We start from the raw sequence: 25,571 nt of genomic DNA on the forward strand, positions 1-25,571 counted from the left end.
CCCGCGGCGGCAGCCGGGGCTGCCGCCGCGGGAGCGGCCGCGGCCGGCGTCGCCGCCGCCGGGGCGGCGTCTGCGCCGCATTCGGCCTTGCGGAAGTCGTTCCACTTCATGCCGTTGAGCGTGCCCGCGGTCTGCGCCGCCTGATACTTGACGCTGCATTCCTGCATGGTCAGGGCCTGGGCCGGCGACGCCAGGACGAAGGTCGCGCCGGCCGCCAGAACCAGGGCACCCACACTGTTCCGAATTGTCAGACTGATCATCGGCATCCTCCCGACAGAGTACCGAATCGCTCGGATCGAGCAGCGGCATCGACCCGTCACCACGAGCAGGCGCATGCCGGCGTCGATACTAACACTCTATGTTCTTGAAGGTTGCAAGAATTGACGGCGGCACGCCCCAGTAGAGCGGCCGCCGCGTCTGTACGTCCGACAAGTCCTCAGCGCGCTTCCCCTACCCGATCGTCATCAGGCTGGCATTGCCGCCGGCGGCCGCGGTGTTGTCGCTGACCGACCGCTCCAGCACCAGCCACTCCAGCGCGTAGCCGGCACGGCTCTCGGCCAGATCGGCGCGGCCACGCCCTGCACCGGCACCAGCAGGCCCGGCCGGGCCGCAAGCCGCCTCTCAGGCCAGCATGCGGCCCGGCTCAGGGATCAGCTCTTCAGGCGGGCGTTGCACTGGCTGTAATAGCCGCCGCCGGTCTGGATCCAGCGCAGGCCGCCATTGCTCTTCGTTGTCTTGTTGAGGTTGTACTGGTCGCGGCAGGTGTGCATCCGCGCCCTGGCCGGGGGCTCGGCCGCGTATTTGGACGAGACGGCCGGCGGGAACACCGCATCGCCGGCCGCCGCCGGCACCGCCGGGGCGGCGGCGGGCTTGGCGGCAGCGACAGGCACGGCCGACGCCTGGGCGGCCGGAGCCGCAGCCGGGGCGACATCGGCACTGCACTCGGCCTTGCGGAAGTCACTCCACGTCATGCCGTCGAGTTTGCCCGCGGCCTGCGCCGCCTGATACCTGGCGCTGCATTCCTGCAGGGTTGCGGCCTGCGCCGGTGACGCCGCAGCGAACACCGCGCCGGTCGCCAGAATCAGTGCGCCCACACTGTTCCGGATTGTCTGGTTGATCATCGGCATCTTCCCCACAGGTGAGAGTCGCTCCGATTGAGCAGCGGCAGCGCCCACGAGCAGGCGCGTGCCGACACGCATCCTAGCAGTTTACTCTATTAAAGATTGCCGAAAATTATTGGATACTATTTATTTTCCCCCATCGGTATGTCGAGCCGGCCGGACACATCGCCGGCGCGTCACCCGATCGTCATCAGGCTGGCATTGCCGCCGGCCGCGGCGGTGTTGTTGCTGACCGACCGCTCCAGCACCAGCCATTCCAGCGCATAGCCGGCGCGGCCCTCGGCCAGGTCGTCGCGGGCCGCGCCCTGCACCGGCACCAGCGGGCCGGGCCGGGCCGCGACCGCCTGGTTGACCGCGTGCAGCGCGTCACCGTCGCCCTCGAACAGCACCGCGTCGGCCGGCGCCGCGGCCCAGTCGTCGGCACGGGACAGCAGCGGCTTCAGCGACGCCGGCAGCGCGCCGAGCAGGGCGTCGGCGACCTCCTTCGGGGCCGAGAGAGCGGCTTTGTTGCCGGTGGCCAGCGCCGCGCCGATCTGCAGCGCCGCGCCGGTCGCGGTCTGGGCCAGGCACAGCACCGTACCGCGCGGCTCGACGCTGTAGCTGTTCTTCTCGCCGACCGGGCCCGGCAGTTCGAGCGTCACGCCGATCGGGCTCAGCGCCTCATAGCCGGAGACGCGGTCGGCCTCCGCCGCCCGGCCGGCCTTGCGCAGCGCGGCCGCCCAGTCGCGCAGCGGCTGGAAGCGCTTCTCCGCCCCGGCGCCGGCATCGGCCGCCACCGGCCCGGCCTCGGGCCGGACCGAGAGCAGCCGGTACAGGTACATCGGGCCGCCGGCCTTGGGGCCAGTGCCGGACAGGCCGTGGCCGCCGAAGGGCTGCACCCCGACCACCGCGCCGATCAGGTTGCGGTTGACGTAGACGTTGCCGGCCGTGGCGCGGTGCGACACGCGGGCGATGGTCTCGTCGATCCGGGTGTGGACGCCGAAGGTCAGGCCGTAGCCGGTGGCGTTGATCGCGTCCAAGAGCTGGTCCAGCTGGCTGCGGCGGTAGCGCAGCACATGCAGCACCGGCCCGAACACCTCGCGCTTCAGCTCGGCGATCGAGTCAAGCTCGATCAGCGTCGGCGGCACGAAGGTGCCGTGCTTCGCCGCCTCGGGCAGCGGCAGGGCCTGGACCTTGCGGCCCTTGGCCTGCATCGCCTCGATGTGCGCAGCGATGATCCCGCGCGCCTCGTCGGTGATCACCGGGCCGACATCGGTGGCCAGCCGGTCCGGGTTGCCGACGGCGAGCTCCGCCATCGCCCCCTTCAGCATGGTCAGGACGCGGTCGGCCACATCCTCCTGCAAGCACAGGATGCGCAGGGCGGAGCAGCGCTGGCCGGCGCTGTCGAAGGCCGAGGCCAGCACGTCGCCCACCACCTGCTCCGGCAGGGCCGAGCTGTCGACGATCAGCGCGTTCTGGCCGCCGGTCTCGGCGATCAGCGGGATCGGCCGGCCCTCCGGATCCAGCCGGTCGGCCAGCACCTTCTGGATGATCTTGGCGACCTCGGTCGAGCCGGTGAACATCACGCCGCGGGTGCGGCCGTCGGCGACCAGCCGCGCCCCGACCTCACCGGCGCCCGGCACCAGTTGCACCGCCCCGGCCGGCACCCCGGCCTCGCGCAGGATTCGGACCGCGGCGGCGGCGATCAGCGGCGTCTCCTCCGCCGGCTTGGCCAGCACGGTGTTGCCGGCGGCCAGCGCCGCCGCCACCTGGCCGGTGAAGATCGCCAGCGGGAAGTTCCATGGGCTGATGCAGACCACGGGGCCGAGCGGCCGGTGGGTGTCGTTCGAGAAGCCGTCGCGCACCTGGGCGGCGTAGTAGCGCAGGAAGTCGACCGCCTCGCGCACCTCGCCGATCGCGTTCGGCAGGGTCTTGCCGGCCTCGCGGATGATGGTGCCCAGCAGGGCCGGCATCCGCGCCTCCATCAAATCGGCGGCGCGCATCAGGCAGGCGGCGCGGTCGCCCGGCGGGGTGGCCTGCCAGATCGGCGCGGCCGCGGCGGCCTGGGCCATGGCTTCGTCGACCTGCTCGGCCGAGGCCTCGACCACCTGCCCGACCACGTCGCGCCGGTCGGCCGGGTTGCGGACCTCTCGCGCGGGCCCGTCGCGGTCGCCATCGCCCAGCATCGGCACGGCGCGCACCGCGGCGTCGACCCCGCCGAGCAAGGCGGCCGACAGCGAGGCCAGGCGCTGCTCGTTCGACAAATCGATGCCGGCCGAGTTGTCGCGGCTGTCGCCGAACAGGGCGCGCGGCTGGGCAATCTTGGCGTGCGGGGCGCCCAGCGGCTGCACCTTGCGCGCCGCCTCGACCGGGTCGGCGATCAGCTCGTCGATCGAGACATCCGGGTCGCCGATGCGGTTGACGAAGGAGGTGTTGGCCCCGTTCTCCAGCAGGCGGCGGACCAGATAGGCCAGCAGCGTCTCATGGGTGCCGACCGGCGCGTAGATCCGGCACGGCCGGTCCAGCTTCTCGCGCCCGACCACCTCCTCATACAGCCCCTCGCCCATGCCGTGCAGGCACTGGAACTCGTACTGGCCGCGATAGTAGTTCTCGCCGGCCATCTTGTAGATGGTCGCGAGGGTCTGGGCGTTGTGGGTGGCGAATTGCGGGAACACCGCGTCCGGCGCCGCCAGCAGCTTGCGGGCGCAGGCCAGGTAGCTGACGTCGGTGTAGATCTTGCGGGTGTAGACCGGGAAGCCTTCGAGGCCGTCGACCTGGGCGCGCTTGATCTCGCTGTCCCAATAGGCGCCCTTGACCAGCCGCACCATCACCCGGTGGCCGCTGCGCCGGGCCAGGTCGACGACGTAGTCGATCACGAAGGGGCAGCGCTTCTGGTAGGCCTGGACGACGAAGCCGATGCCGTTCCAGCCGGCCAGGGCCGGGTCGAAGCACAGCGCCTCCAGCAGGTCGAGCGACAGCTCCAGCCGGTCGGCCTCCTCGGCGTCGATGTTGAGGCCGATGTCGTAGCTGCGGGCCAGCACCGCCAGGGCGGTCAGTCGCGGCAGCAGCTCCGCGGTGACGCGGTCGGCCTGGGCGCGGGAATAGCGCGGATGCAGCGCCGACAGCTTGATCGAGATGCCCGGCCCCTCATAGATGCCGCGCCGCTCCCCCGCCTTGCCGATGGCGTGGATCGCCTGCTCGTAGTCGCGGTAGTAGCGGTCGGCGTCGGCCGCCGTCGTCGCCGCCTCGCCCAGCATGTCGTAGGAGTAGCGGAAGCCCTTGGCCTCCAACTTGCGGCCGTTGGCCAGCGCCTCGGAGATGGTCTGGCCGGACACGAACTGCTCGCCCATCATCCGCATCGCCATGTCGACGCCCTTGCGGATCAGCGGCTCGCCGCCGCGACCGATCAGCCGGGTCAGCGCGGCGGACAGGCCGGCCTCGCTGTTGGTGGTCACCAGCTTGCCGGTCACCACCAGGCCCCAGGCGGCGGCGTTGACGAACATCGACGGGCTCTGGCCGACATGGGACTGCCAGTCGCCGGAGGAGATCTTGTCGCGGATCAGCGCGTCGCGGGTGGCGCGGTCGGGGATGCGCAGCAGCGCCTCGGCCAGGCACATCAGGGCCACGCCCTCATGGCTCGACAGCGAGAATTCCTGGATCAGCCCCTCGACCCCGGCGCCGACGCCCTTGGCGCGCAGCGCCTCGACCAGGGTGCGGGCGATGCCCCGCGCCCCGTCGGTCACCGGCTTCGGCAGGCTGGCGCCGGCCAGGATGAAGGGCAGGCACTCCTCCTCCGGCCGGCGATAGGCGGCGGTGATCTTGGCGCGCAGCACCGTCTGCGGCTGCACCGACTGGGCGAAGTCGAGGAAGGGCTGCGGCCCGGCCTGCTCGGCCGACGCGCCATCGGCCGGGTCGCCGGCATCGGCCTCGTCGGGGCCGCCGAAGGTCTCGCCGCGCTCGACCCGGTCGAGCATCAGCAGCATGGCTTGCTTGACCAGCCAGTGCGGGGTGCGGCCCTGCTTCTCCGCCGCCACCTTCAGCCGCGCGCGCAGCTCGTCATCGATCTTCACGCCGAACGTCGTGCTGGCCATGGTCCCGCTCCACGGGCTTGTTCTGCGGAAGTAGTACCATTGACAGGGAGGAAGGTGCAACCTCACTCCCTAGAGGTTGCACCTCACCTGATGCCGAGGTCTCGCAAGCGGGATGGGCAACGATTCCAGCTACGTTTGCAAGCATCCTGCTTCAGATGTCATCACAAGCATCATAGCGGCCCTGGGTTTGTAGGTCTCCGGCAACAATTGTGGAGGAATCTTTAGCCTGGCGTGAAATTCAGTCGACTGGAGGATGGCGTGTACGACAGAAGCGCTTTTTTGTCAGAACTCGATACCCTGGAATCTAAATACAAGGGGAATATTCCGCGCTGGAAGAAGCGAGTGAATTATCAGGAGGAGACAAAGAAGGCATGGACGCTGTACAGCAATGCATACTTCACACAGCTCGACACGCTCCTTCTTGGTGGGATCGAGATCCGGGGTGACAAGGCGCTGCTCGGTAATTTCGGAACGACCGCGCAGAAGCCGGTCAAAGGGAAAGCGGCCAATACGAAGGGCGACGGCACCGCATCGATAACACAGGGCAGCGTTCTCAACGACGTGGAGTGGTGGCCTTTGCTGAACGATGCGTGGATCCTGGGCGGGATCACGTCCGGGTCGGATTTTTATCTGGCGTCCCAGAAGATGCCAGCCGACGACGACATCTGGGACGAGAGCTTCAGGCGCCCCCGGGTGCTGGGGCGGGAGCTCATCGCCCTGGCATCCTTCGGATACCAGAGGACGGCGCACTCCAAGCTGGGCACGGCCTTCGTGGCGGATGACGCCGACCGGGCGCGTGGCGCCACCTTTACGGCCTATCTCGACGCGATCGGCCAGTACGGCAGCGCCGCCGAGATCCGGGCCGCCATCCTCCTCTAACGAATTGGCGGGACAGGAAGAGTCCGGCTGAGGATCCTGTCCGGACACCATCGTCGCCGCCAGAAAGCGTGGGGTCCAAACGTTGGAGACAATCCACTAGGACAGCCAGCCCGGCCGCCGCAGCGGGGCGCGCCCGGTCAGCGCCGCCTCGATGCAGTCATCGAGGGTGCCGAGGCGCACGGCGCAGCCCGACAGCCCGGGCCCGTAATGGGCGTATTTGCCCGAGGTGGTGATGACCGTCTTCGCCGCCGCCGGGAACACCGGCCGCGAGATCGAGCACCAGCACAGATCGGGAATCACGTCGACGCCAGCGGCCCGCAGGGTCGCCATCGTGCCGTCGGCCTCGGCGGCGGCGATCACCTGCCGGCCGGCGGTGACGATCGCGGCCACATCCGGTGCCCGCGGGCGGCCTGCAAGCCCATCGGCCAGCGCGCGGCATTCCGAAAGCGAGGCGTGCGGGCTGCCGATGGCGACAAGGTCCACCGCCTCCGGCCCGCCGCTCAGCCGATCCCAGCCCTCGGCGAGCTGCGCCCGGGTGATGACCACGCGATCGACACTGGCATCGACCTCCTGCCCCGCCTCCGGCGTGACGCCCTCGACATGCAGCATCGGTGCCGCCGAGGTCGTGCCGAAGGCGGCGCAGAGCGCCTTCAGATCGTCCTGGGTTGGTTTCGCCTCGGCCAGCCCCCGCAGCAGCGGCACCCGGTCCGGCGCGGCATGGCCGGCGAGATAGCCGATCAGCGGCCAGGCCTCCGGCCCGGCGCCGTCGGAAAGCTCGATCTCGATGATCCGCCTCGCCCGCCGGTGCTCGTCCAGGAAGGCGCCGGCGAGAGGGGCGCGGCCGGTGAGCGCGATGCAGAGGTCGAGGAAATCCGGATGCTTCGCCGTCCGGGCACCGAGGACGGAGTTGGCGAAGATCACCGCATTCGATTCCGACCAGCCGATGGTTTCGCCGGGGGTCGGCGGATCGTCCAGAAGATAGGGGGCACAGGTGAAGCTCGGCCGGCAGCCCATCCGCACATGGGAGTCGGCCAGCCGCGCCGCCGGCCCGCCGAACTCCGGCGGCACACCCTGGGCCTGCCAGTTCTCCCGGTCGACCGAGATGGCGTTCATCGTCGTCGGGACACGGACCCGAGCGCCCAGCTGCTCCATCGTCTCGGCGAAGACGAGGTTCGCCGGCCCGGCATAGATGCAGCCGTCGATATGGGCGCGCGTCACGTCGGTGAGCGCCGCCGCCCCCTGCTGCCGCGCCATGGCGCAGAGGATGCGCATGGCCTGCTGCAGGGCCGGGCCTTCGGTGCCGTCGAGCATGGCCCGGTCGCGCGCCTCGAGCGCCAGCGCATCGGCCGGCGGCGGCGCGACCGGGATCCGCAGGCCGTCGATCTCCACGGCCTCCGGCGTGATCGACGCCGTCCCGGCAGCCGCCACGGCCGCGAAGGCTGCGGCCGGCAGACGCAGCACCGGGATCACCCGCCCGGCCAGCTCCGCGGCAACGATCGCGCCGAGGGTCAGCGTGTCCTCCGGCTCGGAGAACACCAGCGCCGCCGGCGCCCGGCCGGCCATCGCCAGCTCGAGCAGCACGCCAGACCCCGAGCAGGATCCGCGGCTGGTGGGCATCAGCACGACCGCCCCAGCCAGCGCGGCGCCGCGCCGGGGATGATGGACATCGATCACCATCCCGGTGGCGGCATCCACCCCGCCCCAGAAGCTCAGCCCTTCCGCCATCGCGACGACGGGGCCGCTGGCGGTCCCACTCAGGAGGCTGAGACCCTGGTCGAGGCGGGGGCTGTCGGCGCTGGCTGGCATGGGTGCGTCCGCTGGCTTCAGGCCGACAACTGTAATGCGTCCCGATCCGGCGCAACACAGACGGCCTGAATTATTGAGCCGTCATGGCGAGCCCCGAAGGGGCGTGGCCATCCAGGGGCGGCTCGCACCGGCCCCTGGATGGCCACGTCGCTGCGCTCCTCGCCATGACGGTGAGTGATTGGCGACGTCGGTTGTTGAGGCCGCCGATACAAATCGGCCCACCTACACCAGGTCGCGCGGGATGTCCTCGGTCCAGGAGCGCTCGGTCACGACCTCGCCATTCTCCTTCGCCGTCAGCTCGGTGGTCAGGTGCCAGCGATCGAGATCCGCGGTCAGCACCGACCGGCTCTCGATCAGGATGCGCCAGCCCTCGCGGCCCATCTCGTAGGACTGGGTCAGCACGTAACGGGCCGAGAGCGGGTCGTCGTCGCGGATCGTCAGCTCGCGCTTCAGGCTGTGGGCCAGGGTGGTGTCAATCTCGTCGAAGCGCAGGATGCCCTCGCCGAACACGCCGCCGACGCCCTCGGTGACATAGATGGTCTCGCCGCTGATGTGGTCCTGCTTCGAATACCGCCGGATGCTGCCGGCCGACACCTGCGTCGTGGGCGCGGCCGGGCCGCGCACCGGCGGCTCGAAGGCCACGACGCCCCCTGCCCCGCCTTGCCGCACCGGCAGGTCGAGATGGCTGGCCCCGGCCCGCAGGGTCAGGGTGGCGGCGGTGGGCGCCGGCCAGACGGTCGGCCAATAGCCGGTGGCGACGGCGATGCGGATGCGGTGCCCGGCCGGGAAGCGGTGGCCGCAATCGTTCAGCTTCACCCGCACCTGATAGCGCTTGCCCGGCTCCAGCGGCGCCGGGGAGTCGTGGCCGTCGCGATGGGTCAGGTTCAGCACGCCGTAGCTGATCCGGGCCGAGCGGCCGTCCGGCGCCACGTCGCACAGCCGCACCGCCAGCTGCGCCACCGGCGCGTCGGCGGCGAGGTCGAGCAGCAGCTCCGGCGCGCCCAGGATCTCCACCGCCTCGTTCAGCGGCGCGGTGTCGAACAGCTGCGCCGCGCCGTCATCCAGGCGCTGGTCGACCGGCAGCTCGCCGGGGCAGCCGGTGGCCATCCATTCGCCGGCCGCCTTGCCGTGGCTGAGCGGCGAGCGGACCGGGATGTCGCTCTCATCAGCGGCCGTGTCGGCCAGCGCGCCCGGCGCATTCAGGGCCCAGCGCCGCGGCTGGATGGCCGGGCTGGGCCATTCCGCCTCGCCGACCCAGCGGCCTTCGGTCTCGGCCCGGGTGCCGGCCGGGACGTTCCAGTCCTCGACGAAGGCGCGCAGCATCGGCTCTTCCATCACCCCGGTGTCGTGGCCCTTCAGCCACTGGTCCCACCAGCGCAGCGCCTCCTGCAGGAAGCCGATCGCCGGGCCCGGCGCGCCGTCCTGCGGGTAGACATGGCCCCAGGGCCCGATGATGCCGCGGCGCGGCACGGTCAGCCCGGCCAGCAGGCGCGGCACGGCGTTGGTGTAGCTGTCGGCCCAGCCGCCGACCGCCAGGACCGGGACCTGGATCGCCGACCAGTCCTCGCAGACCGAGCCGTGCTTCCAGTATTCGTCATAGCGCTGGTGGCGCAGCCACAGCGCCGGGAAAAACGGCATCCGCTCCAGCCGCTCCAGCCACTGCCGGCGCCAGCCCTCGCCGACGATCGCCGGGTCGGCCGGCCGGGCCTGGTACGCCAGCATGATGGCGCCCCACCACAGATTGTCGTTCAGCAGGCAGCCGCCCTGGTAGTGGATGTCGTCGGCATAGCGGTGGTCGGTCGAATAGACGGTGATGATCGCCTTCAGCGCCGGCGGCCGGCGCGCCGCCACCTGCAGCGCATTGAAGCCGCCCCAGGACTTGCCCATCATGCCCACGGCGCCGGTGCACCAGGGCTGCGCGGCGATCCAGGCGATCACCTCCAGCGCGTCATCCTGCTCCTGCTTCAGGTACTCATCGGCCATGTGGCCGTCGGATTCGCCGGTGCCGCGCATGTCGACGCGGAGGGCGGCATAGCCCTGGGCGGCGAACCAGCCATGCATCGGCTCGTCCCGGCCGCGGGTGCCGTCGCGCTTGCGGTAGGGGATGTATTCCAGCACGGCCGGCGCGGGCGCCGTCTCCGCCCCCTCCGGCAGCCACAGCCGGGCGGCCAGGCGGGTGCCGTCGGCCAGCGGAATCCAGATGTTCTCCTCGACGCGGATCGGCATGTCGGGTCTCCCTTGAAGAGGGTCAGGCAGTGGCGCGCGCGGCCAGGACCTGGTCGAGCCAGTCGCGGCGCAGCTCGGGGACGGAGGCCAGCAACCGGCCGGTGTAGTCGTGGAAGGGCGGCGCGAAGATTTCTTCGGTCGGCCCCTGCTCCACCACCCGGCCGCGCTGCATCACCGCGGTGCGGTCGGCCAGGCGGCGGACGACGCCGAGGTCGTGGGTGATGAACAGATAGGCGACGCCGAGCTCGTCCTGCAGCCGGCGCAGCAGGCGCAGGATCTCCTCCGCCACCAGCGGGTCGAGCGCCGAGGTCACCTCGTCGCAGATCATCAAATCCGGCCTGGCCGCCAGAGCGCGGGCGATGCAGACGCGCTGCTTCTGCCCGCCCGACAGCGCGCCGGGCAGCCGGCCGGCGAAATCCGGATCCAGGCCGATCAGGCCCAGCAGCCGCGCTACCTCCTGCCTCTGCTCGCGGCCCTTCAGCCCGAAATAGAAACCGAGCGGCCGGCCGATCGCCTCGCCCACCGTCTGGCGCGGGTTCAGCGCCACGTCCGGCAGCTGGTAGACCAACTGGATCCGGCGCAGCAGGTCCCGCTTGCGGGCGGTGTAGGATTGCGGCAGCGCCTGCCCGTCCAGCCGCACCGAGCCGGCGGTCGGCGGCAGCAGGCCGGTGATCACCCGCGCCAGGGTCGACTTGCCGGAGCCGGATTCGCCGACCACCGCCAGCGTCTCGCCCCGGCGCAGCGACAGCGAGACGTCGGCCAGCACCGGCACCTTGTGATAGGCGGCGGAGATGCCGTCGACCGCCAGCAGCTCGGCGCCGCCCTCATGCCGGCGCGGCTCCCCGGCCAGGCTGGCCTGCCGCTCGCCGACCAGCCGGCGCGTGTAGTCCTCGCGCGGCGCTTCCAGCACCTGTTCCGTCGGGCCGAGCTCGACCGGCTTGCCGTGGCGCAGCACCTGGATCCGGTCGGCGATCTGCGCCACCACGGCAAGGTCGTGGCTGATGTACAGCGCCGCCGTACCGTAGCGCTGGATCAGCCGGCGCAGCAGGGCCAGCACCTCGATCTGGGTGGTGACGTCCAGCGCCGTGGTCGGCTCGTCCAGCACCAGGATGTCGGGGCGGCAGGACATCGCCATCGCGACCATGGCGCGCTGCAGCTGCCCGCCCGAGACCTGGTGCGGGTAGCGGTCGCCGAAATGCTCCGGGTCCGGCAGGTCGAGGGCACGGAACAGCTCCAGCATCCAGGCGCGTGCCGCGGCCTTGCCCATCGCCCGGTGGTGCTTCGGCCCTTCCAGCACCTGGCGGCCGATGGTCAGCGCCGGGTTGAAGGCGGCCGCCGCGCTCTGCGCCACATAGGCGATGCGGGCGCCGCGCAGCCGGGCGCGGCCGGCCGAGCCGACGCCAGTCACCGTCCGGTCGCCGATCGCCACGGTGCCGCCGGCGATGCGGCAGCCGCCGCGGCCCCAGCCCATGGCGGCCAGGCCGATGGTCGACTTGCCGGCGCCGGATTCGCCGATCAGGCCCAGCACCTCGCCCTTCCTGAGGTCGAGGTCGATGCCATGCACCAGCACGGTGCCGTCCGGCGCCTCGACCCTGAGGCCGCGGATGGTGAGGATGTCGGTCATCGTCCCTCTCCCTGCGGCCGGGTGCGGCCGGCCAGCAGCCAGTCGACCACCAGATTGACCCCGATGGTCAGCAGCGCGATCGCGGCCGCGGGGTACAGCGGCGCGTAGAGGCCGTAGAGGATGCCCTGCTGGTTGTCCTTCACCATGCCGCCCCAATCGGCATAGGGCGGCTGGATGCCGAGGCCGAGGAAGGACAGGCCGGCGACGAACAGGAAGGTGAAGCAGAAGCGCATGCCGAATTCGGCGATCAGCGGCGCCGCGGCGTTCGGCAGGATCTCCTTGCGGATCAGCCACCAGGCGCCCTCGCCGCGCAGCCGCGCCGCCTCGGCATATTCCATCACGTTGATCCCCTGCCCCAGGATCCGGGCCAGGCGGAAGACGCGGGTCGAGTCCAGGAGAGCGATGGTGACGATCAGCACCGGCAGCGAGGAGCCGAGCGCCTGCAGCACCACCAAAGCAGAGATCAGCACGGGGATGCACATGATGGTGTCGACCAGCCGCGACAGCACCGTGTCGACCCAGCCGCCGCGCAGCGCGGCGAGGAAGCCGAGCGGCAGGCCGACCGAGAAGGACAGCAGCGAGGCGGCCAGCGACACGCCGATCGACATCTGCGCGCCGTACAGCAGGCGCGAGAGCATGTCGCGGCCGTTCTGGTCCAGGCCGAACCAGTTCAGCGCCGTGGCCGGGTCGAACGGGCCGCCGAGGATGTCCTCCTCGCCGAACGGAGCCAGGAGCGGCCCGAACAGCAGCGCGGCCAGGTTGAGGGCGATGATCGCCAGGCCGATCCAGGCCGTCAGGGGAATGCGTTTCATGGCCGTCTACCGGGGGTGCCGCAGGCGCGGATTCAGCGCGATGGCGGCGATATCGGCGATCATGTTCAGGATGACGTAGGCGGCGCCGAACACCATGGCGCAGGCCTGCACCATCGGCAGGTCGCGCTTGGCCACCGCGTCGACCATGAACCGGCCGAGTCCGTTGTAGTTGAACACCGCCTCGACCAGCACCACGCCGGTGATCAGGTACGCGATGTTGAAGGCGACGACGTTGACCACCGGCGCGGCGGCGTTCGGCAAAGCGTGGCGCAGCACCACGCGGCCGGTCTGCAGGCCCTTCAGATAGGCGGTCTCGACATAGGCCGAATCCATCACCGCCAGCACCGCCGTCCGGGTCATGCGCATGATCTGGGCGACGGTGACCAGCAGCAGCGTCAGCATCGGCAGCGTGGTCGCGTCCAGCCGCTCGGCGAAGCCCATGCCGGGATAGACGTCGGCCAGGCTGGGGAAGACCGGGTTCTGCACCGCCAGGACCAGGATCAGCACCAGGCCGAGGAAGTATTCCGGCAGCGACACGGTGCCGAGCGCCACGATGTTGACCACCCGGTCGAACACCCCGCCGCGGCGAACCGCGGTGAGGATGCCGAGGCCCACCGCCAGCGGCACGCCGATCACCGCGGCATAGGCGGCCAGGAACATGGTGTTCCAGAACCTTGGCCACAGCAGGTCGGCGACCGGCTGCTGGTTGGCCAGCGACTGGCCGAGATCGCCCTGGCCGAAGTCCCACAGCCACTGGCCGTAGCGGAGCAGCGCCGGCTGCTCCAGCCCCAGGCTGTGGCGCAGCGCGGCCAGCGACTCCGGCGTCGCCGACTGGCCGAGAATGGCCGAGGCGACATCGCCGGGCAGCAGCTGGGTGCCGGCGAAGACCAGCACCGACACCAGCCACAAGGTGAAGAGCCCGAGCCCGATCCGCTTCAGGATCAGCGACGCCATCACGCCGCCAGCCAGACGCGCTCCGCCAGCCGCCCGCCCATGAAGTTGAACATCGGATGCGGGGTGACGCCCTGCACCTGGGTCGACACGCCGTCGAGATAGTCGCCGAACATCGGGATCATGGCGCCGCCCAGGTCCGAGATCATCTCCTGCAGCGTCCAGTAGATCTCCTTGCGCTTGGCGTCGTCCAACAGCGCTCGCGCCTCCAGCAGCAGCCTGTCGAACTGCTGGTTCTTCCAGTGGGTGTCGTTCCACTTGGCGTCGGAGGCGTAGGCGATCGACAGCATCTGGTCCGCGGTCGGGCGGCCGCCCCAATAGCCCATGCTGAACGGCGCCTGCAGCCACACCTTGTCCCAGTAGCCGTCGGGGGATTCGCGCTTGATCGACACGTCGATCCCGGCCTTGGCCGCGGCGGTGCGGAAGATCGCGGCGGCGTCGACAGCGCCGCCGAAGGCCGCGTCGGAGGTCGAGAGCTCGACCTTCAGCTCCGACATACCGGCCTGCTGCAGGTAATGCTTGGCCTTGTCCGGGTCGTAGGCGTGCTGCGGCAGTTCGCTGTTGAAGAAGCGGTCGGTGCGCGGGATCGGATGGTCGTTGCCGAGCTGGCCATAGCCGCGCAGCGCCACCTTCAGCAGCTGCTCCCGGTCGATCGCATATTTGATGGCGAGACGGACATTGTTGTCGACGAAAGGCGGCTTGGTGCAGTCCATGAGGAAAGTGAAGTGCTGGCCGCCGGCCGACTGCACGATCTGCAGCTTCGGGTTGCGCTTCAAGAGGTCGACCGTCTTGAAGTCCAGCCGGTTGATGGCGTGGACCTGGCCCGACATCAGCGCGTTGGTGCGGGCGGCGACGTCGTTGATGACGATCACCTCGACCGCGTCGACATTGGCGCAGCCCGGCTTCCAGTAATTCGGGTTGCGGGTGAAGCGCGAGCGCACGCCGGGCTCATAGCTCTCATAGACGAAGGGGCCAGTGCCGATCGGCTTCGACCAGTCGGTGAAGCCCTCGGGCACCACCAGGAAATGATAGTCGGACAGGAGGTACGGCAGGTCGGCGTTGCCGCCGGTCAGCTCGATCGCGATCTGGCTGTCGGAGACCTTGCGGACGTCCTTGATCTGCTCGGCGATAGCGCGGGCGGCGGAGCTGGTCTCGCCGCGATGCAGGTTGATCGAGTAGATCACATCCTCGACCGTCAGCGCCTTGCCGTTGTGGAAGGTCACGCCCTGGCGGAGGTTGAACACCCATTCGGCCGCGCCGGGCTTGGCCTCCCAGCTCTCCAGCAGCTCCGGCACCGCCTGGTTGTTGCGGTCGATCTCGACCAAGCCGTTCATCAGCATGAAGGCCTGGTTCAGCGGCACCCAGTCGGTCATCACCCGCGGGTCGAGCGTGTCGGTGGTGCTGCCGCCGCCCATGCCCAGCTTCAGCACCCCGCCCTTGCGCGGCGTGTCCTGGGCGAAGGCGCGGCCGGCGAAACCCGGTGCGGCGGTGGCGAGGCCGAGGCCGGCGGCGCCCAGCAGCAGGCCGCGGCGCGTGGTTTCGAGTTGCGGGAGATCCCTGCGTGTCATGACCGATCCCTGTTGTCCGGTGGGCGGACGCTCGGCGGCGTCCGTTCGGCAGCCGTTGCGTCGCGCTGCCTTGAGCGGCCGGACCCTAGTGGATGACGGCAATAAGTCGGACATGATTTTTGGGCATGACCCCATGAGCAAGATTCGATGCCGTTTCCGCGGGCCGCCCCCTATCCAGGGCGCCTTCGTTGCTCGAGGTCGAATCGTGAGTCTGCCGGATGTCGTGGGCCTGGTCGGTGTCCTGGCCTATCTGCACGCCTATGCCCTGGCGCAGCTGCAGATCCTCGCGATCACGGACTGGCGCACCGCGCTCCTGAACATCATCGGCGGCGTGCTGGTGATGTATTCGCTGCTGTGGAGCTTCAACCTGGCCTCCTTCGTGGCCCAGGCCTTCTGGATGCTGTTCACCATCATCGGCCTGGTGAAGGCCCGGCGAATGCAGGCGCGGTCGGCGGCGGTGAGTCCCTAGCCGGCGTTGCTAGCCACCAGCCAGTCCATCGCCTGGCGCACCACCCGGCGGACATGCCGATCCAGCGGGCGCATCAGGTAGAACGATCCTTCCGAGCGCAGGTGGAAGCCATGCGCCGGCACCAGCACACCTGAAGCGAGGTGGTCGCGCAGCAGCCAGGTCCAGCCCAGCGTCGTGCCCAGCCCCTGCGTCGCCGCCTGCACCGCCAGGGCATAGGAACCCAACCGCCAGAACCGTGCCCGCGCCGGCAGCGGCATCGTCGCCGCGCCGAACCAGTGCTGCCAGTCCGTCCATTCGCGCAGCGAATCCTCGATCGCCAGCAGGGTCGGCGCCGGGTCGTCCTGCAGCGCCGGCCGGCCCGGCGCCGCCACCGGCACGACATCCTCGGTGCCCAGCACATGCAGCGCCACGCCGGTCGGCCGCTCGCGCCGGTAGAAGATGGCGAGGTCGAATTCGTCGAGCCGAAGATGGTGGACGTCGTCCGTCACCCTGAGCCGCAGCTCGATCCCCGGCAGGGCGGCGTCCAAAGCCTGCAGCCGCGGCATCAGCCAGAGATCGGCGATGCCGTGCGAGCAGGCCAGCGTCACCTGCCTCGGCCCGGCGGAGCCGCGCGCGCCATGGGTCACCGCGACCAGGTCGCCGAGGATGCGGCGGACCTCGGCAACATAGCTCTCGCCCAGCGGCGTCAGGCTGACGCCGGACGGGGTGCGCTGGAACAGCTTGCCGCCGATGAAGGCCTCGAGCTTCAGGATTTGGCGGCTGACCGCGCTCTGGGTCAGGCCCAGCTCGGTGCCGGCACGGGAGAAATTGGCCAGCCGGGCCGCGGCCTCGAACACGACCAGGGCATTGAGCGGCGGCAGGCCGAGATGGGAGGAAGCGGGCATTCACGGGCCGGGGGATACCGTCCGGGCCGATGCCGGACGCCGCGCCAGCCTAGCGATCCGGCGGCCCGGCACAAGCCGCAGCAGCACGGCGATCGTCATCCGGACGACAGCAGAATCGTCATCGAACTTGTCTAGACCTCTACATGAATCCCGTCCGGAGAGTCCGATGAGCGCCAAGACCCTGGGGCCCGAGCCCCTGATCGCCCCGACCGCCCGCGTGTCGGCCTGCAGCCTCGGCGTCTATACCGAGGTCGGCGCCCATGCCGTGCTGAACGAGGTCACGCTGGGCGACTACAGCTACCTGATGGACGGGTCGATGGCCTGGTGCGTCGAGATCGGCAAGTTCTGCTCGATCGCCGCCTACACCCGCCTCAACGCCCCGAACCACCCGACCTGGCGGGCGACGCAGCACCATTTCACCTACCGCTCCTCCGCCTACGGCCTCTCGGACACCGACGACACCGACTTCTTCGGCTGGCGGCGAGAGAACCGGGTGACGATCGGCCATGACGTCTGGATCGGCCACGGCGCCATCGTGCTGCCCGGGGTCACGGTCGGCACCGGGGCGGCGATCGGCGCCGGCGCCGTGGTCACCCGCGATGTCGCCCCCTACACCATCGTCGCCGGCAGCCCGGCCCGGCCGATCCGCCGGCGGGTGACCGAGGCGGTGGAGGCGCGGCTCATGGCGCTGGCCTGGTGGGACTGGCCGCATGACCGGCTGCGCACCGCACTGCAGGACTTCCGCACGCTCGACGCCGAGGCGTTCTGCGCCAGGCACGCAGCCGGGGGCTGAACCGCCGACCGGCGACGGAACCGACGGTCCCGCCATCCGGTTGTTGCAACGCCTGCCGCAACCTGGAGGACCGGCCGATTCCGTCGATCACCGCCGCCGCCGCGCCGACGCTGCACGATCCGCAGGCCGAGGCCTTCTATTCCGACGCGCTGCGTGATCTGGCCGCGACCGGCCTGCCGTTCCTGCTGGCCGGCACCTACGCCGTCAGCGCCTATACCGGCATCTCGCGGCCGACCAAGGACCTGGACATCTTCTGCAAGGCCGGGGACAGCCCGCGCATCCTCGGCCATTTCCACGACCAGGGCCTCTCGATCGAGATCGAGGACGAGCGCTGGCTGGGCAAGGTGCACAAGGGCCGGCATTTCTTCGACGTGATCTACGCATCGTCGAACGGCACCATGCCGGTGAACGACCAGTGGTTCGAGCATGCCCGGGAGATCGAGGTCTTCGGCAGCAAGGTCCGGATCGTCGCCCCGACCGAGCTGATCTGGTCCAAGGCCTTCATCCAGATGCGCCATCGCTACGACGGCGCGGACGTGGTCCATGTCATCCTCAAGCAGCATGACGAGATCGATTGGCCGCGGCTGCTCGCCTACATGGAGCTGCATTGGGAGATGCTGCTGGTCCACCTGCTGAACTTCCGCTGGGTCTACCCGACCGAGCGCGACCGGGTGCCGCGCTGGCTGATGGACGAGCTGATGGACCGGCTGCGCCACCAGCTGGACCTGCCCCCGCCGCAGATGAAGGTCTGCCGCGGCCGCATGCTGTCGCGGGTCGACTACACCGCGGCGGTCGAGGACTGGGGCTTCGCCGATGTCGGCGGCGAGGGCGAGTGGCGCGACGCCTGACACGAGACAGGAGAGCGGAACCGACCCATGGCGAAAGACGGGACATTCACCGTCGCCGCGATCGGCGACATCCATGTGAAGGACGATTCCGACCCGCTGCGCGAGATGTTCGGCGAGATCGCCCAGGCCGCCGACGCCCTGGTGTTGTGCGGCGACCTGACCGACACCGGCACGGTGCAGCAGGCGGAGCGGCTGGCCGAGGACCTGCGCGCCTGCCCGATCCCGGTGCTCGGGGTGCTGGGCAATCATGACTACGAATGCGGCGCGGTCGACGAGGTGCGGTCGATCCTGACCCAGGCGGGGCTGCGCCTGCTGGACGGCAGCGCGGCCGAGCTGGACGGAGTCGGCTTCGTCGGCGTCAAGGGCTTCGCCGGCGGCTTCGGCCGCCGGATGCTGGGATCCTTCGGCGAGCCGGAGACCAAGGAGTTCGTTTCCGTCGCCGTGTCCGAGGCGATGCGGCTGGAGAACGCGATGCGCACCGTCAAGACGCCGCGGGCGATGGTGGTGCTGCATTACGCCCCGATCGTCGAGACGATCGAGGGGGAGCCGCTGGAGATCTACCCCTTCCTCGGCTCCTCTCGCCTGGCCGAGACGATCGACCGCTTCCAGGTCAGCGCCGTGGTGCACGGCCACGCCCATCGCGGCGTGTATCAGGGCCACACTCCGGGCGGAGCGCCGGTCTACAACGTCGCCTGGGCGATCGAGAAGCCGAGCGGCCGGCCCTATGCGCTGATCGAGCTGTGATGCGGCTCAAATGGAAAGGGCCGCCCGAAGGCGGCCCCTGCCCGTCCGCATCACGCCCATCACCAGGTGCGGATATCGCCGGTGTCGACGTGGACGAAGTTGGAGCGCGGATAGTAGCCGACGCCGCCGGCCTGCATGTCGACCGCATTACGGCGCAGGCTGGCCAGGCTCATATTCGGCATGAAGATGTCCGCCGCCTGCCCCTGGATGTGCAGGGAGTTGCGGGCGACGCCGCGGCTGCGGCGGGCCAGCATGGCGTTGGTGGCGCGGGAGCGATAGCCGCAGACGACGTGGATCGGCTCGTCCGATCCGCCCTTGCGCTGCAGAGCATTGAGGATGTCGAGCAGCTTCGGATCCATCACCCGGACTTCGTCCGACCGCCAGTCGCGCAGGAAATAGTTGAACTTCGCCAGGACGTCCGGGTTGTACCAGCCGTCGGCAAAGTACTCTTCCTTGATTTCGACCAGATTATGGGCGTCGTAGAGATGGAGCGTTCTTCGATTGGTGGCGGCAAGGGCTGAGAGTGGTGCGATGGGCGCGACGGCTGCGGCTGCGACAGCCCCGGCCGACATCCTCAGGAATTGCCGTCTCTGCATCGTTCCCGCTGCTCCTAACATCACTCGCTACGCTTCCGGCATTTCTGACGCTTTACACGCCTATACTCGGCGCCGGGCGTTCGATGGCGTCCTTTGTGAAGCAGGCCGAAGCGGGAATCAACCATTTCTTCTCACGTTTACAAAGAAACTCTGTGATATAATGGCAACATTGTGGTAGATCTGTCGCACTTCTGGTGAAACCCAAAGTAAAATTTCGGAAAATCATAATAGAGAACTTACGGCATCACGAAACCATCAAGGAAAAATGAAAAAGGGCGACCGAAATTCGGCCGCCCTCTGGAGCAATGTCTGAATCGTACGAGGATTTCAGCGTGAAGATGCGAGTTGTTCGCGCTGGGTTTCACGGGCCTGCAGCGCCGCGATGACCTTGGCGTCGATGCCGTAGATGTCGTCCCGGAACGCCACCTCGCCGCTCTGATCGATCCATGCGGTCTGGTAGACGAGGTAGAGCGGCATCGGAGTCGGCAGGTTGATTCGAGTCGTCGGGGTCCAGCTGCCCATCACCCGCTCCCGCCGCGCCGGCGACCAATCGGGCGATCCGTTCAGCAGGTAGTCGGCCAGCCAGATCGGATCCTGCAGCCGCACGCAGCCATGCGACAGGGCCCGGTTGCTGCGCTTGAAGTAGCTCTTCGACGGCGTGTCGTGGAGATAGACGGCCCAGTTGTTGGCCATCATGAACTTGACCTTGCCCAGGGCGTTGCTCGGCCCCGGCTCCTGCCGGATGCGCAGGCCCCGCATGGTGCCGGCCCCGACGCCGTTCCAGTCGACATAGTCGGCGCTCATCTCGCGCGAACCGCTGCCCCAGCCGGAGAACAGCTTGTAGTTGCGGCTCGCGAGATAGCCCGGGTTGCTGCGCAGCCTCGGCAGGTATTCCTTGCTGGCGATCGAGGGCGGCACCGTCCAGGTCGGGTTGAACTCGAGATAGGTCAGGGCGCTGTTGAACAGCGGCGTCTGGGTCTTGGGCTGGCCGACCACGACATCCATGGTCCGCACCAGCTGGCCGTCGGCGACGACGTCCATGGAGAAGGCGGCCAGGTTGACCATCAGGTAGTCGGGGCCGAGATCGTCCGGCAGCCAGCGCAGCCGCTCCATGCTGGCGATGATCTGGTTCATCCGCTCCGGCCCCTGCCGGTTCAGCATGGCCAAAGTGCCGCGGCCGAGGATACCGTCGGGCTTCAGCCCGTGCTTGCCCTGGAACTGCTCGACCGCCGTCACCAGTTGCGGGTCGTAGAGACGGCTCTGATCCGCCGGATCGCCGACGAACTCGCCGGTCGCGGCCAGGCGCGCGCGCAGCACCGGCACGCGGTCGCTCTCCTGCCCCGGCCGCAGGCTCTCGCCCGGCGGGATGGCGGGCCAGCCGGCCTCGGCCAGGGTCTCGTATCCCCGCAGCGCGCCCTTCAGCTTCTGGTACAGCGCATGCTTCGGCGCCAGATCGGCCAGGAACCGGTCCGGGTCGGGCAGCATCGACACGGCGGTGGCCAGGGCCGCGCGGTCGACCGGTTTCGGCGTGATGTCGAAGGTGTTGTCGATCTCGCGCGGCACCAGCCGGCCGGCATGCACATCGGCGCCGTACCGCATCACCGCGGCGCTGAGCAGGATCTCGGCGGCCACGACGTCGTCCGCATCGGCGGATCGGATCAGATCCTGCAGCGGCTCGACATAGTAGTCGGCCGGGACCAGGCCCTCGTCACGCGCCTTGGCCAGGCGTGCCATGACCGGCCCGACGCGCGGGTCCAGCCGTCCGTCCATGTCGATCCACAGCGGGAACCAGCCGCGGCCCGCATAGAGGTCCCGGACGTTCTGCGCCTTCAGGACCACACCGCCGACCGTGATCGTCTCGGCATCGCCGATCACGGCCTCGATCGCCGCCCGCGGGTCCGAGAGGGAAGCGACGTCCTGCGGGGCCGCGGTCGCGGGCGTCAGCCCGGCCTGCGCCGCAACCGGCAGCACCGCCGCGCCGAGCAGCAGGGACAGAAGCGGGATAGCCAAGCGTCGCATCGTGGAAACTCCAGCAACCTTCAGATACGTAGCGCGGGCGCGGGACCAGAGGAGTCCTTTTGCCGTGACAAAATCGTTAAAGTCACACTGCGTTGCGGCACAGCAACATAAACATACAATTTTATCCGCATTGCCAGCAAGGCGCCTGGCGCGGCTTTGCCCTTCCCGCCCGCGAGGCGCCCGCTTAGGGTACGCGCCATGAACGCCGCCACGCCCCCTTCCGTCATCGACGCCGCCAAGGGCCGTCATCCCTTGCGCTCGCTCGCCCCCTATCTCTGGCCGGCCGGCCAGCTGGAGATGCGGGCCCGGGTGGTGCTGGCGGTGCTGCTGCTGATCGCGGCCAAGGTCGCCAGCGTCTACACCCCGATCTTCTACAAGCAGGCGATCGATGCGCTGTCGCTGAAGGGCGGGCTGCCGCTGGTCCTGCCGGTCGGCATCATCCTGGCCTATGGCGCGGCCCGGGTGCTGAGCCTGGCCTTCGGCGAGCTGCGCGACGCGATCTTTGCCAAGGTGGCGCAGCGCGCCATCCGCCGCACCGGCCTGGCCACCTTCCAGCACCTGCACGCCCTGTCGCTGCGCTTCCATCTCGACCGCCAGACCGGCGGCCTGTCGCGGGCGATCGAGCGCGGCAATGCGGCGATCGACACGCTGTTGCGCTTCATGCTGTTCAACATCCTGCCGACGCTGGTCGAGATCCTGTTCGTCGTCGCCGTGCTGTGGTGGATCCTCGACCTGTGGTTCGCCCTGGTGACGCTGGCCACCGTCGTCCTCTACATCGCCTTCACCCTGTGGGTGACGGAATGGCGGACCAAGTACCGCCGGCAGATGAACGAGACCGACCAGGAGGCCAATACCAAGGCGATCGACAGCCTGCTGAACTTCGAGACGGTCAAGTATTTCGGCAATGAGGACCATGAGGCGCGCCGCTACGAGGCGTCGCTGATCCGCTACGAGCGGGCGGCGGTGCGCAGCCAGGTGTCGCTGTCGCTGCTGAACATCGGCCAGGCCGCGATCATCGCCGTCGGCCTGACCGCGGTGATGTGGATGGCGGCCCAGGGTATCGTCGAGGGCCGGCTGACGGTCGGCGACTTCGTGCTGGCCAACACCTACTTGATCCAGCTGTACCTGCCGCTGAACTTCTTCGGCTTCGTCTACCGCGAGGTGAAGCAGGCGCTGGTCGACATCGAGAAGATGTTCTCCCTGCTCGGCGTGCCGCAGGAGGTGACGGACGCGCCCGGCGCCCAGCCGCTGCAGGTCCAGGGCGGCACGGTCAGCTTCACCGATGTCGAGTTCGGCTACGACCCGCGCCGGGCGATCCTGAAGGGCGTCACCTTCACCGTGCCGGCCGGCAACACCGTCGCCATCGTCGGCCCGACCGGCGCCGGCAAGTCGACCATCAGCCGCCTCTTGTTCCGCTTCTACGACATCACCGCCGGGTCGGTGCGGATCGACGGGCAGGACATCCGCGACATCACCCAGGCCAGCCTGCGCGGCGCCATCGGCATCGTCCCGCAGGACACGGTGCTGTTCAACGACACCATCCGCTACAACATCGCCTATGGCCGGCCGGGGGCGAGCGACGAGGAGGTGGTGGCCGCGGCGCAGATGGCGCGCATCCACGACTTCGTGCTGCGCCTGCCCGACGGCTACGACACCAAGGTCGGCGAGCGCGGGCTGAAGCTGTCGGGCGGCGAGAAGCAGCGCGTGGCGATCGCCCGCACCATCCTGAAGGACCCGGCGATCCTCCTGTTCGACGAGGCGACCTCGGCGCTCGACACCAACACCGAGCGCGAGATCCAGGCCAATCTGCGCGAGGTCAGCCAGGGCAAGACCACGCTGGTGATCGCCCACCGGCTGTCCACCGTGATCGATGCCGACGAGATCATCGTGCTGGCCGACGGCCGCATCGCCGAGCGCGGCAGCCACGCCCAGCTGCTGGCCGAGAACGGCCGCTATGCCGAGATGTGGCGCCGGCAGCAGGAGGCGGCGGAGCGCGGCGAGCTGGTGGCGCCGGAACGGCCGAACCGCGATCCGGAGATGGTCGCGGCATCATGACCACGCAGCGGTAGCAGGAGCCGGGTTGATGCGTCTCTCAAGCCGATCGCTCGCCTGGAGCCTGCTGCTGCTCGCGATCGTCTGGTTCCCGGCCGGCCGGGCTCGTGCGGCGGAGACATCACAGCCCCTGTCCCAGTCGGCCCTGTTCTCGCAAGCCTTCGGCTCCCGCTTCACGGTCGCCGCCTCCGACGGGCCGATCGCGCTCTCGCGGCTCGACATCGGCCTCCTGGGGGTGCCGAGCGGCCGGATCGTCGCCTGCGACCCCTTCGTCTGCGACGGCATCGAGGCCTTCACCCGGCGCGTCCCGGCCGGCAAGTTCCCGGTCCAGCTCGCCATGGCGGAGATGCCGGACGACGAGCGCGTGGCCTTCGCCCGCATCCTCTTCGCCGACCGGCCGGCGGTGCGCTGGGAGATGGCGCTGCGGCCCGGCCAGATGCTGGCGGCGCTGAAGCCGGGATACATCCACGGCTACGGCGTCGACACCGGCACCGGCGCGTTCATGGACGCCGTCACCCACGCGCCCTACATGGCGGCCACGGCGGACGAGGCCGCCACCGAACGGCTGGTCGCGGCCCTGAACGCCGCCCCCGTCGCCAGCCGGACCTGGCTGCTGCGCCCGTATGGGCAGGCCAATGTGGCGATGTTCTCCTCGGGCTGGGGCGACGGCTTCTACGCCTCCTATTTCGGCCTTGACGAGACCGGCCGCGTGGTCGCCCTGGTCACCGATTTCGGCGTGGTGGAGTGGCGCGCCGGGAAGTGATCCCGACGCGCCACTCCAGTCACGATCGCGGCGAGCCCGCCCCGGCCAGCGACTTGGCCGGCTGCGGCCAAGCCGTCTGTACCGGGGCCGGGCTGCGCACGAAGACCGCGACCGACAGCGCGCCGACGATGGCGATCGCGCCGGTCAGCACGAAGGCGCCGGCGAAGCTGCCCGACCACTCGACCATGAAGCCGGTGACGGACGGCGCGACGATGCCGGCGAGGTTGGCGATCAGGTGGACGAAGCCGCCGACGCTGCCGACCCGCCCCTCCTCCACCGTGTCGAGGATGATCGCCCAGTAGGTGTTCGCGGTCAGGTACATGAAGAAGACCGAGACCGCCATCAGCGCCACCACGCTGATCACGCCGGTGACGACGCCGGCCAGGGCCACGCAGACAGCGGCGATCATCAGGCTGCCGACCAGGATCAGCTTGCGCGCGAACACGGCGTTGCCGGTGCGCTGGTAGAGGCGGTCGCAGACCATGCCGCCTAGCACCATGCCGATGCAGCCGACCAGCCAGGGGATAGCATTGACCACGCCCATCGTGCCGATGCTGAGGCCCTGCGCCTTGACCAGATAGGTCGGGAACCAGGACAGGAAGAAGTAGAGGATGTAGGCGTAGCCGAAGAAGGCGAAGGCGGTGGCCAGGATCGCCGGCCGGCGCAGATAGGCCGATAGTGGCAGCCGGGCGGTCACGGCCGGGGGCTTCGCCCGCTCCTCCTCCAGCTCCTTGCGCTCGGCCGTGCCGAGCCAGCGATGCTGCTCCGGCCGGTCGGTGGCCAGCAGCGCCCAGGCCACGACCCAGGCCAGGCCGACCACGGCGATGACGATGAAGGAGATGCGCCAGCCCGCCAGCACGGCGATCGACCCGACCACCGGCCCGGCCAAGGCGGCGCCGATCGGCTGCCCGGCATTGGCGAGGCCGACGGCGGTCGCCTGCTCGCGGCGCGGGAACCAGTTGCTGACCACCTTGTTGGCGGTGGCGCTGAACGGCCCCTCGCCCATGCCGAAGACCACCCGCACCACCAGCAGGAAGGCCAGGCTGGTGGCGGCGGCGGTCAGGCCGCAGAACACCGACCAGACCGTCATCGCCAGGGTGAAGACGTTCTTCGGCCCGATCCTGTCGGAGGCCCAGCCGCCGACGAAGCAGAACAGGGCGTAGCCGAAGAAGAAGCTGCTGAAGACGATGCCGAGGCGGGCGGGATCGAGCCCGAGATCGTCGGCGATCAGCGGCGCCGCGATCGACAGCGCCGCCCGATCGAGATAGCTGATGCCCCCGCCCAGGAACAGCAGGAAGACGATGAACCAGCGCAGCCGCGCTCCCATGGCGTCCCTCCTCCCTATG

General features: G+C 69.5%; 20 protein-coding genes. 7 read left to right on the plus strand and 13 right to left on the minus strand.

Annotated features, from left to right (window positions below; translation table 11 throughout):
* The 3 genes from BWR60_RS06615 to putA all read right to left on the minus strand — a co-directional run.
* Positions 1-260: hypothetical protein (locus BWR60_RS06615; RefSeq protein WP_429913010.1), on the minus strand; the 260-nt coding region annotated here is incomplete at its 3' end.
* 390 nt (positions 261-650) lie between these two features.
* Entirely contained in the window at positions 651-1,121 is a 471-nt protein-coding gene (locus BWR60_RS06620; protein ID WP_230982973.1) for a hypothetical protein, read from the minus strand.
* 176 nt (positions 1,122-1,297) lie between these two features.
* Positions 1,298-5,191 carry a trifunctional transcriptional regulator/proline dehydrogenase/L-glutamate gamma-semialdehyde dehydrogenase gene (gene putA / locus BWR60_RS06625; protein WP_088150227.1) on the minus strand — a complete coding sequence of 1,298 codons (3,894 nt, stop codon included), beginning with the start codon at positions 5,189-5,191 and terminating at the stop codon, positions 1,298-1,300.
* Positions 5,192-5,449: 258 nt separating this feature from the next.
* Between putA and BWR60_RS06630 the strand changes: the two genes are divergently transcribed.
* Complete coding sequence (locus BWR60_RS06630) at positions 5,450-6,070, plus strand: hypothetical protein (protein WP_144445534.1); 621 nt, start codon at positions 5,450-5,452, stop codon at positions 6,068-6,070.
* 96 nt (positions 6,071-6,166) lie between these two features.
* Here the strand turns inward: BWR60_RS06630 and BWR60_RS06635 are convergent, their stop codons facing one another.
* From BWR60_RS06635 to BWR60_RS06660, 6 genes are all read right to left on the minus strand, one after another.
* Positions 6,167-7,876 (minus strand): aconitase X, encoded by a 1,710-nt coding sequence (locus tag BWR60_RS06635; RefSeq protein WP_088150229.1) that lies wholly within the window; start codon positions 7,874-7,876, stop codon positions 6,167-6,169.
* A gap of 222 nt (positions 7,877-8,098) precedes the next feature.
* Complete coding sequence (locus BWR60_RS06640) at positions 8,099-10,102, minus strand: CocE/NonD family hydrolase (RefSeq protein ID WP_088150230.1); 2,004 nt, start codon at positions 10,100-10,102, stop codon at positions 8,099-8,101.
* A gap of 22 nt (positions 10,103-10,124) precedes the next feature.
* On the minus strand, positions 10,125-11,726 hold the full coding sequence (locus BWR60_RS38625; protein ID WP_088150231.1) for an ABC transporter ATP-binding protein: 1,602 nt from the start codon (positions 11,724-11,726) through the stop codon (positions 10,125-10,127).
* Positions 11,723-12,538, minus strand: a complete 816-nt coding sequence (locus BWR60_RS06650; protein ID WP_088150232.1) for an ABC transporter permease — start codon at positions 12,536-12,538, stop codon at positions 11,723-11,725. Before BWR60_RS06650 ends, BWR60_RS38625 begins: the two co-directional genes overlap by 4 nt.
* A 6-nt stretch (positions 12,539-12,544) precedes the next feature.
* On the minus strand, positions 12,545-13,492 hold the full coding sequence (locus BWR60_RS06655; RefSeq protein ID WP_088150233.1) for an ABC transporter permease: 948 nt from the start codon (positions 13,490-13,492) through the stop codon (positions 12,545-12,547).
* Positions 13,492-15,057: an ABC transporter substrate-binding protein gene (locus tag BWR60_RS06660; RefSeq protein ID WP_088150234.1), complete on the minus strand. Its 1,566-nt coding sequence runs from the start codon at positions 15,055-15,057 to the stop codon at positions 13,492-13,494. Before BWR60_RS06660 ends, BWR60_RS06655 begins: the two co-directional genes overlap by 1 nt.
* Before the next feature lie 205 nt (positions 15,058-15,262).
* Between BWR60_RS06660 and BWR60_RS06665 the strand changes: the two genes are divergently transcribed.
* Positions 15,263-15,526 carry a CBU_0592 family membrane protein gene (locus BWR60_RS06665; protein WP_088150235.1) on the plus strand — a complete coding sequence of 88 codons (264 nt, stop codon included), beginning with the start codon at positions 15,263-15,265 and terminating at the stop codon, positions 15,524-15,526.
* Here the strand turns inward: BWR60_RS06665 and BWR60_RS06670 are convergent.
* Positions 15,523-16,410, minus strand: coding sequence for a LysR substrate-binding domain-containing protein (locus BWR60_RS06670; protein WP_088150236.1), 888 nt, complete (start codon positions 16,408-16,410; stop codon positions 15,523-15,525). The genes BWR60_RS06665 and BWR60_RS06670 overlap by 4 nt on opposite strands.
* A 166-nt stretch (positions 16,411-16,576) precedes the next feature.
* On the opposite strand from BWR60_RS06670, the gene BWR60_RS06675 reads away from it, so the two are divergent.
* The 3 genes from BWR60_RS06675 (at position 16,577) to BWR60_RS06685 (ending at position 18,795) form a co-directional block, all read left to right on the plus strand.
* On the plus strand, positions 16,577-17,203 hold the full coding sequence (locus tag BWR60_RS06675) for a DapH/DapD/GlmU-related protein (RefSeq protein WP_088150237.1): 627 nt from the start codon (positions 16,577-16,579) through the stop codon (positions 17,201-17,203).
* Positions 17,204-17,547: 344 nt separating this feature from the next.
* Entirely contained in the window at positions 17,548-18,051 is a 504-nt protein-coding gene (locus tag BWR60_RS06680) for a hypothetical protein (protein WP_230982974.1), read from the plus strand.
* Positions 18,052-18,078: 27 nt separating this feature from the next.
* Positions 18,079-18,795 (plus strand): metallophosphoesterase family protein, encoded by a 717-nt coding sequence (locus tag BWR60_RS06685; RefSeq protein ID WP_088150239.1) that lies wholly within the window; start codon positions 18,079-18,081, stop codon positions 18,793-18,795.
* 59 nt (positions 18,796-18,854) lie between these two features.
* Here BWR60_RS06685 and BWR60_RS06690 read toward each other — a convergent pair whose 3' ends face one another.
* Positions 18,855-19,391 carry a DUF882 domain-containing protein gene (locus tag BWR60_RS06690; protein ID WP_179221655.1) on the minus strand — a complete coding sequence of 179 codons (537 nt, stop codon included), beginning with the start codon at positions 19,389-19,391 and terminating at the stop codon, positions 18,855-18,857.
* Positions 19,392-19,718: 327 nt separating this feature from the next.
* A complete protein-coding gene (locus BWR60_RS36215) occupies positions 19,719-21,401 on the minus strand; it encodes a L,D-transpeptidase family protein (RefSeq protein ID WP_179221656.1) in 1,683 nt (560 codons plus the stop codon).
* Positions 21,402-21,608: 207 nt separating this feature from the next.
* Here BWR60_RS36215 and BWR60_RS06705 point away from each other — a divergent pair, with 207 nt between their 5' ends.
* Together BWR60_RS06705 and BWR60_RS06710 are read left to right on the plus strand one after the other, a co-directional pair.
* Entirely contained in the window at positions 21,609-23,465 is a 1,857-nt protein-coding gene (locus BWR60_RS06705) for an ABCB family ABC transporter ATP-binding protein/permease (protein WP_088150242.1), read from the plus strand.
* A gap of 28 nt (positions 23,466-23,493) precedes the next feature.
* On the plus strand, positions 23,494-24,225 hold the full coding sequence (locus BWR60_RS06710; RefSeq protein ID WP_179221657.1) for a DUF4241 domain-containing protein: 732 nt from the start codon (positions 23,494-23,496) through the stop codon (positions 24,223-24,225).
* Positions 24,226-24,244: 19 nt separating this feature from the next.
* Here the strand turns inward: BWR60_RS06710 and BWR60_RS06715 are convergent, their stop codons facing one another.
* Entirely contained in the window at positions 24,245-25,552 is a 1,308-nt protein-coding gene (locus BWR60_RS06715; RefSeq protein ID WP_088150244.1) for an MFS transporter, read from the minus strand.
* Between the last annotated feature and the right edge of the window lie 19 nt (positions 25,553-25,571).

It is taken from the genome of Inquilinus limosus (assembly GCF_002195995.1).
Classification (GTDB): domain Bacteria; phylum Pseudomonadota; class Alphaproteobacteria; order DSM-16000; family Inquilinaceae; genus Inquilinus; species Inquilinus limosus_C.

Coding starts and splice junctions, on each gene's coding strand:
- BWR60_RS06620 (WP_230982973.1), bottom strand. CDS start 1,121: ATGATCAACCAGACAATCCGGAACAGTGTGGGCGCACTGATTCTGGCG.
- BWR60_RS06685 (WP_088150239.1), top strand. CDS start 18,079: ATGGCGAAAGACGGGACATTCACCGTCGCCGCGATCGGCGACATCCAT.
- BWR60_RS06655 (WP_088150233.1), bottom strand. CDS start 13,492: ATGGCGTCGCTGATCCTGAAGCGGATCGGGCTCGGGCTCTTCACCTTG.
- BWR60_RS06635 (WP_088150229.1), bottom strand. CDS start 7,876: ATGCCAGCCAGCGCCGACAGCCCCCGCCTCGACCAGGGTCTCAGCCTC.
- putA (WP_088150227.1), bottom strand. CDS start 5,191: ATGGCCAGCACGACGTTCGGCGTGAAGATCGATGACGAGCTGCGCGCG.
- BWR60_RS06650 (WP_088150232.1), bottom strand. CDS start 12,538: ATGAAACGCATTCCCCTGACGGCCTGGATCGGCCTGGCGATCATCGCC.
- BWR60_RS06690 (WP_179221655.1), bottom strand. CDS start 19,391: ATGCAGAGACGGCAATTCCTGAGGATGTCGGCCGGGGCTGTCGCAGCC.
- BWR60_RS06715 (WP_088150244.1), bottom strand. CDS start 25,552: ATGGGAGCGCGGCTGCGCTGGTTCATCGTCTTCCTGCTGTTCCTGGGC.
- BWR60_RS38625 (WP_088150231.1), bottom strand. CDS start 11,726: ATGACCGACATCCTCACCATCCGCGGCCTCAGGGTCGAGGCGCCGGAC.
- BWR60_RS06705 (WP_088150242.1), top strand. CDS start 21,609: ATGAACGCCGCCACGCCCCCTTCCGTCATCGACGCCGCCAAGGGCCGT.
- BWR60_RS06660 (WP_088150234.1), bottom strand. CDS start 15,057: ATGACACGCAGGGATCTCCCGCAACTCGAAACCACGCGCCGCGGCCTG.
- BWR60_RS06710 (WP_179221657.1), top strand. CDS start 23,494: ATGCGTCTCTCAAGCCGATCGCTCGCCTGGAGCCTGCTGCTGCTCGCG.
- BWR60_RS06675 (WP_088150237.1), top strand. CDS start 16,577: ATGAGCGCCAAGACCCTGGGGCCCGAGCCCCTGATCGCCCCGACCGCC.
- BWR60_RS06670 (WP_088150236.1), bottom strand. CDS start 16,410: ATGCCCGCTTCCTCCCATCTCGGCCTGCCGCCGCTCAATGCCCTGGTC.
- BWR60_RS06640 (WP_088150230.1), bottom strand. CDS start 10,102: ATGCCGATCCGCGTCGAGGAGAACATCTGGATTCCGCTGGCCGACGGC.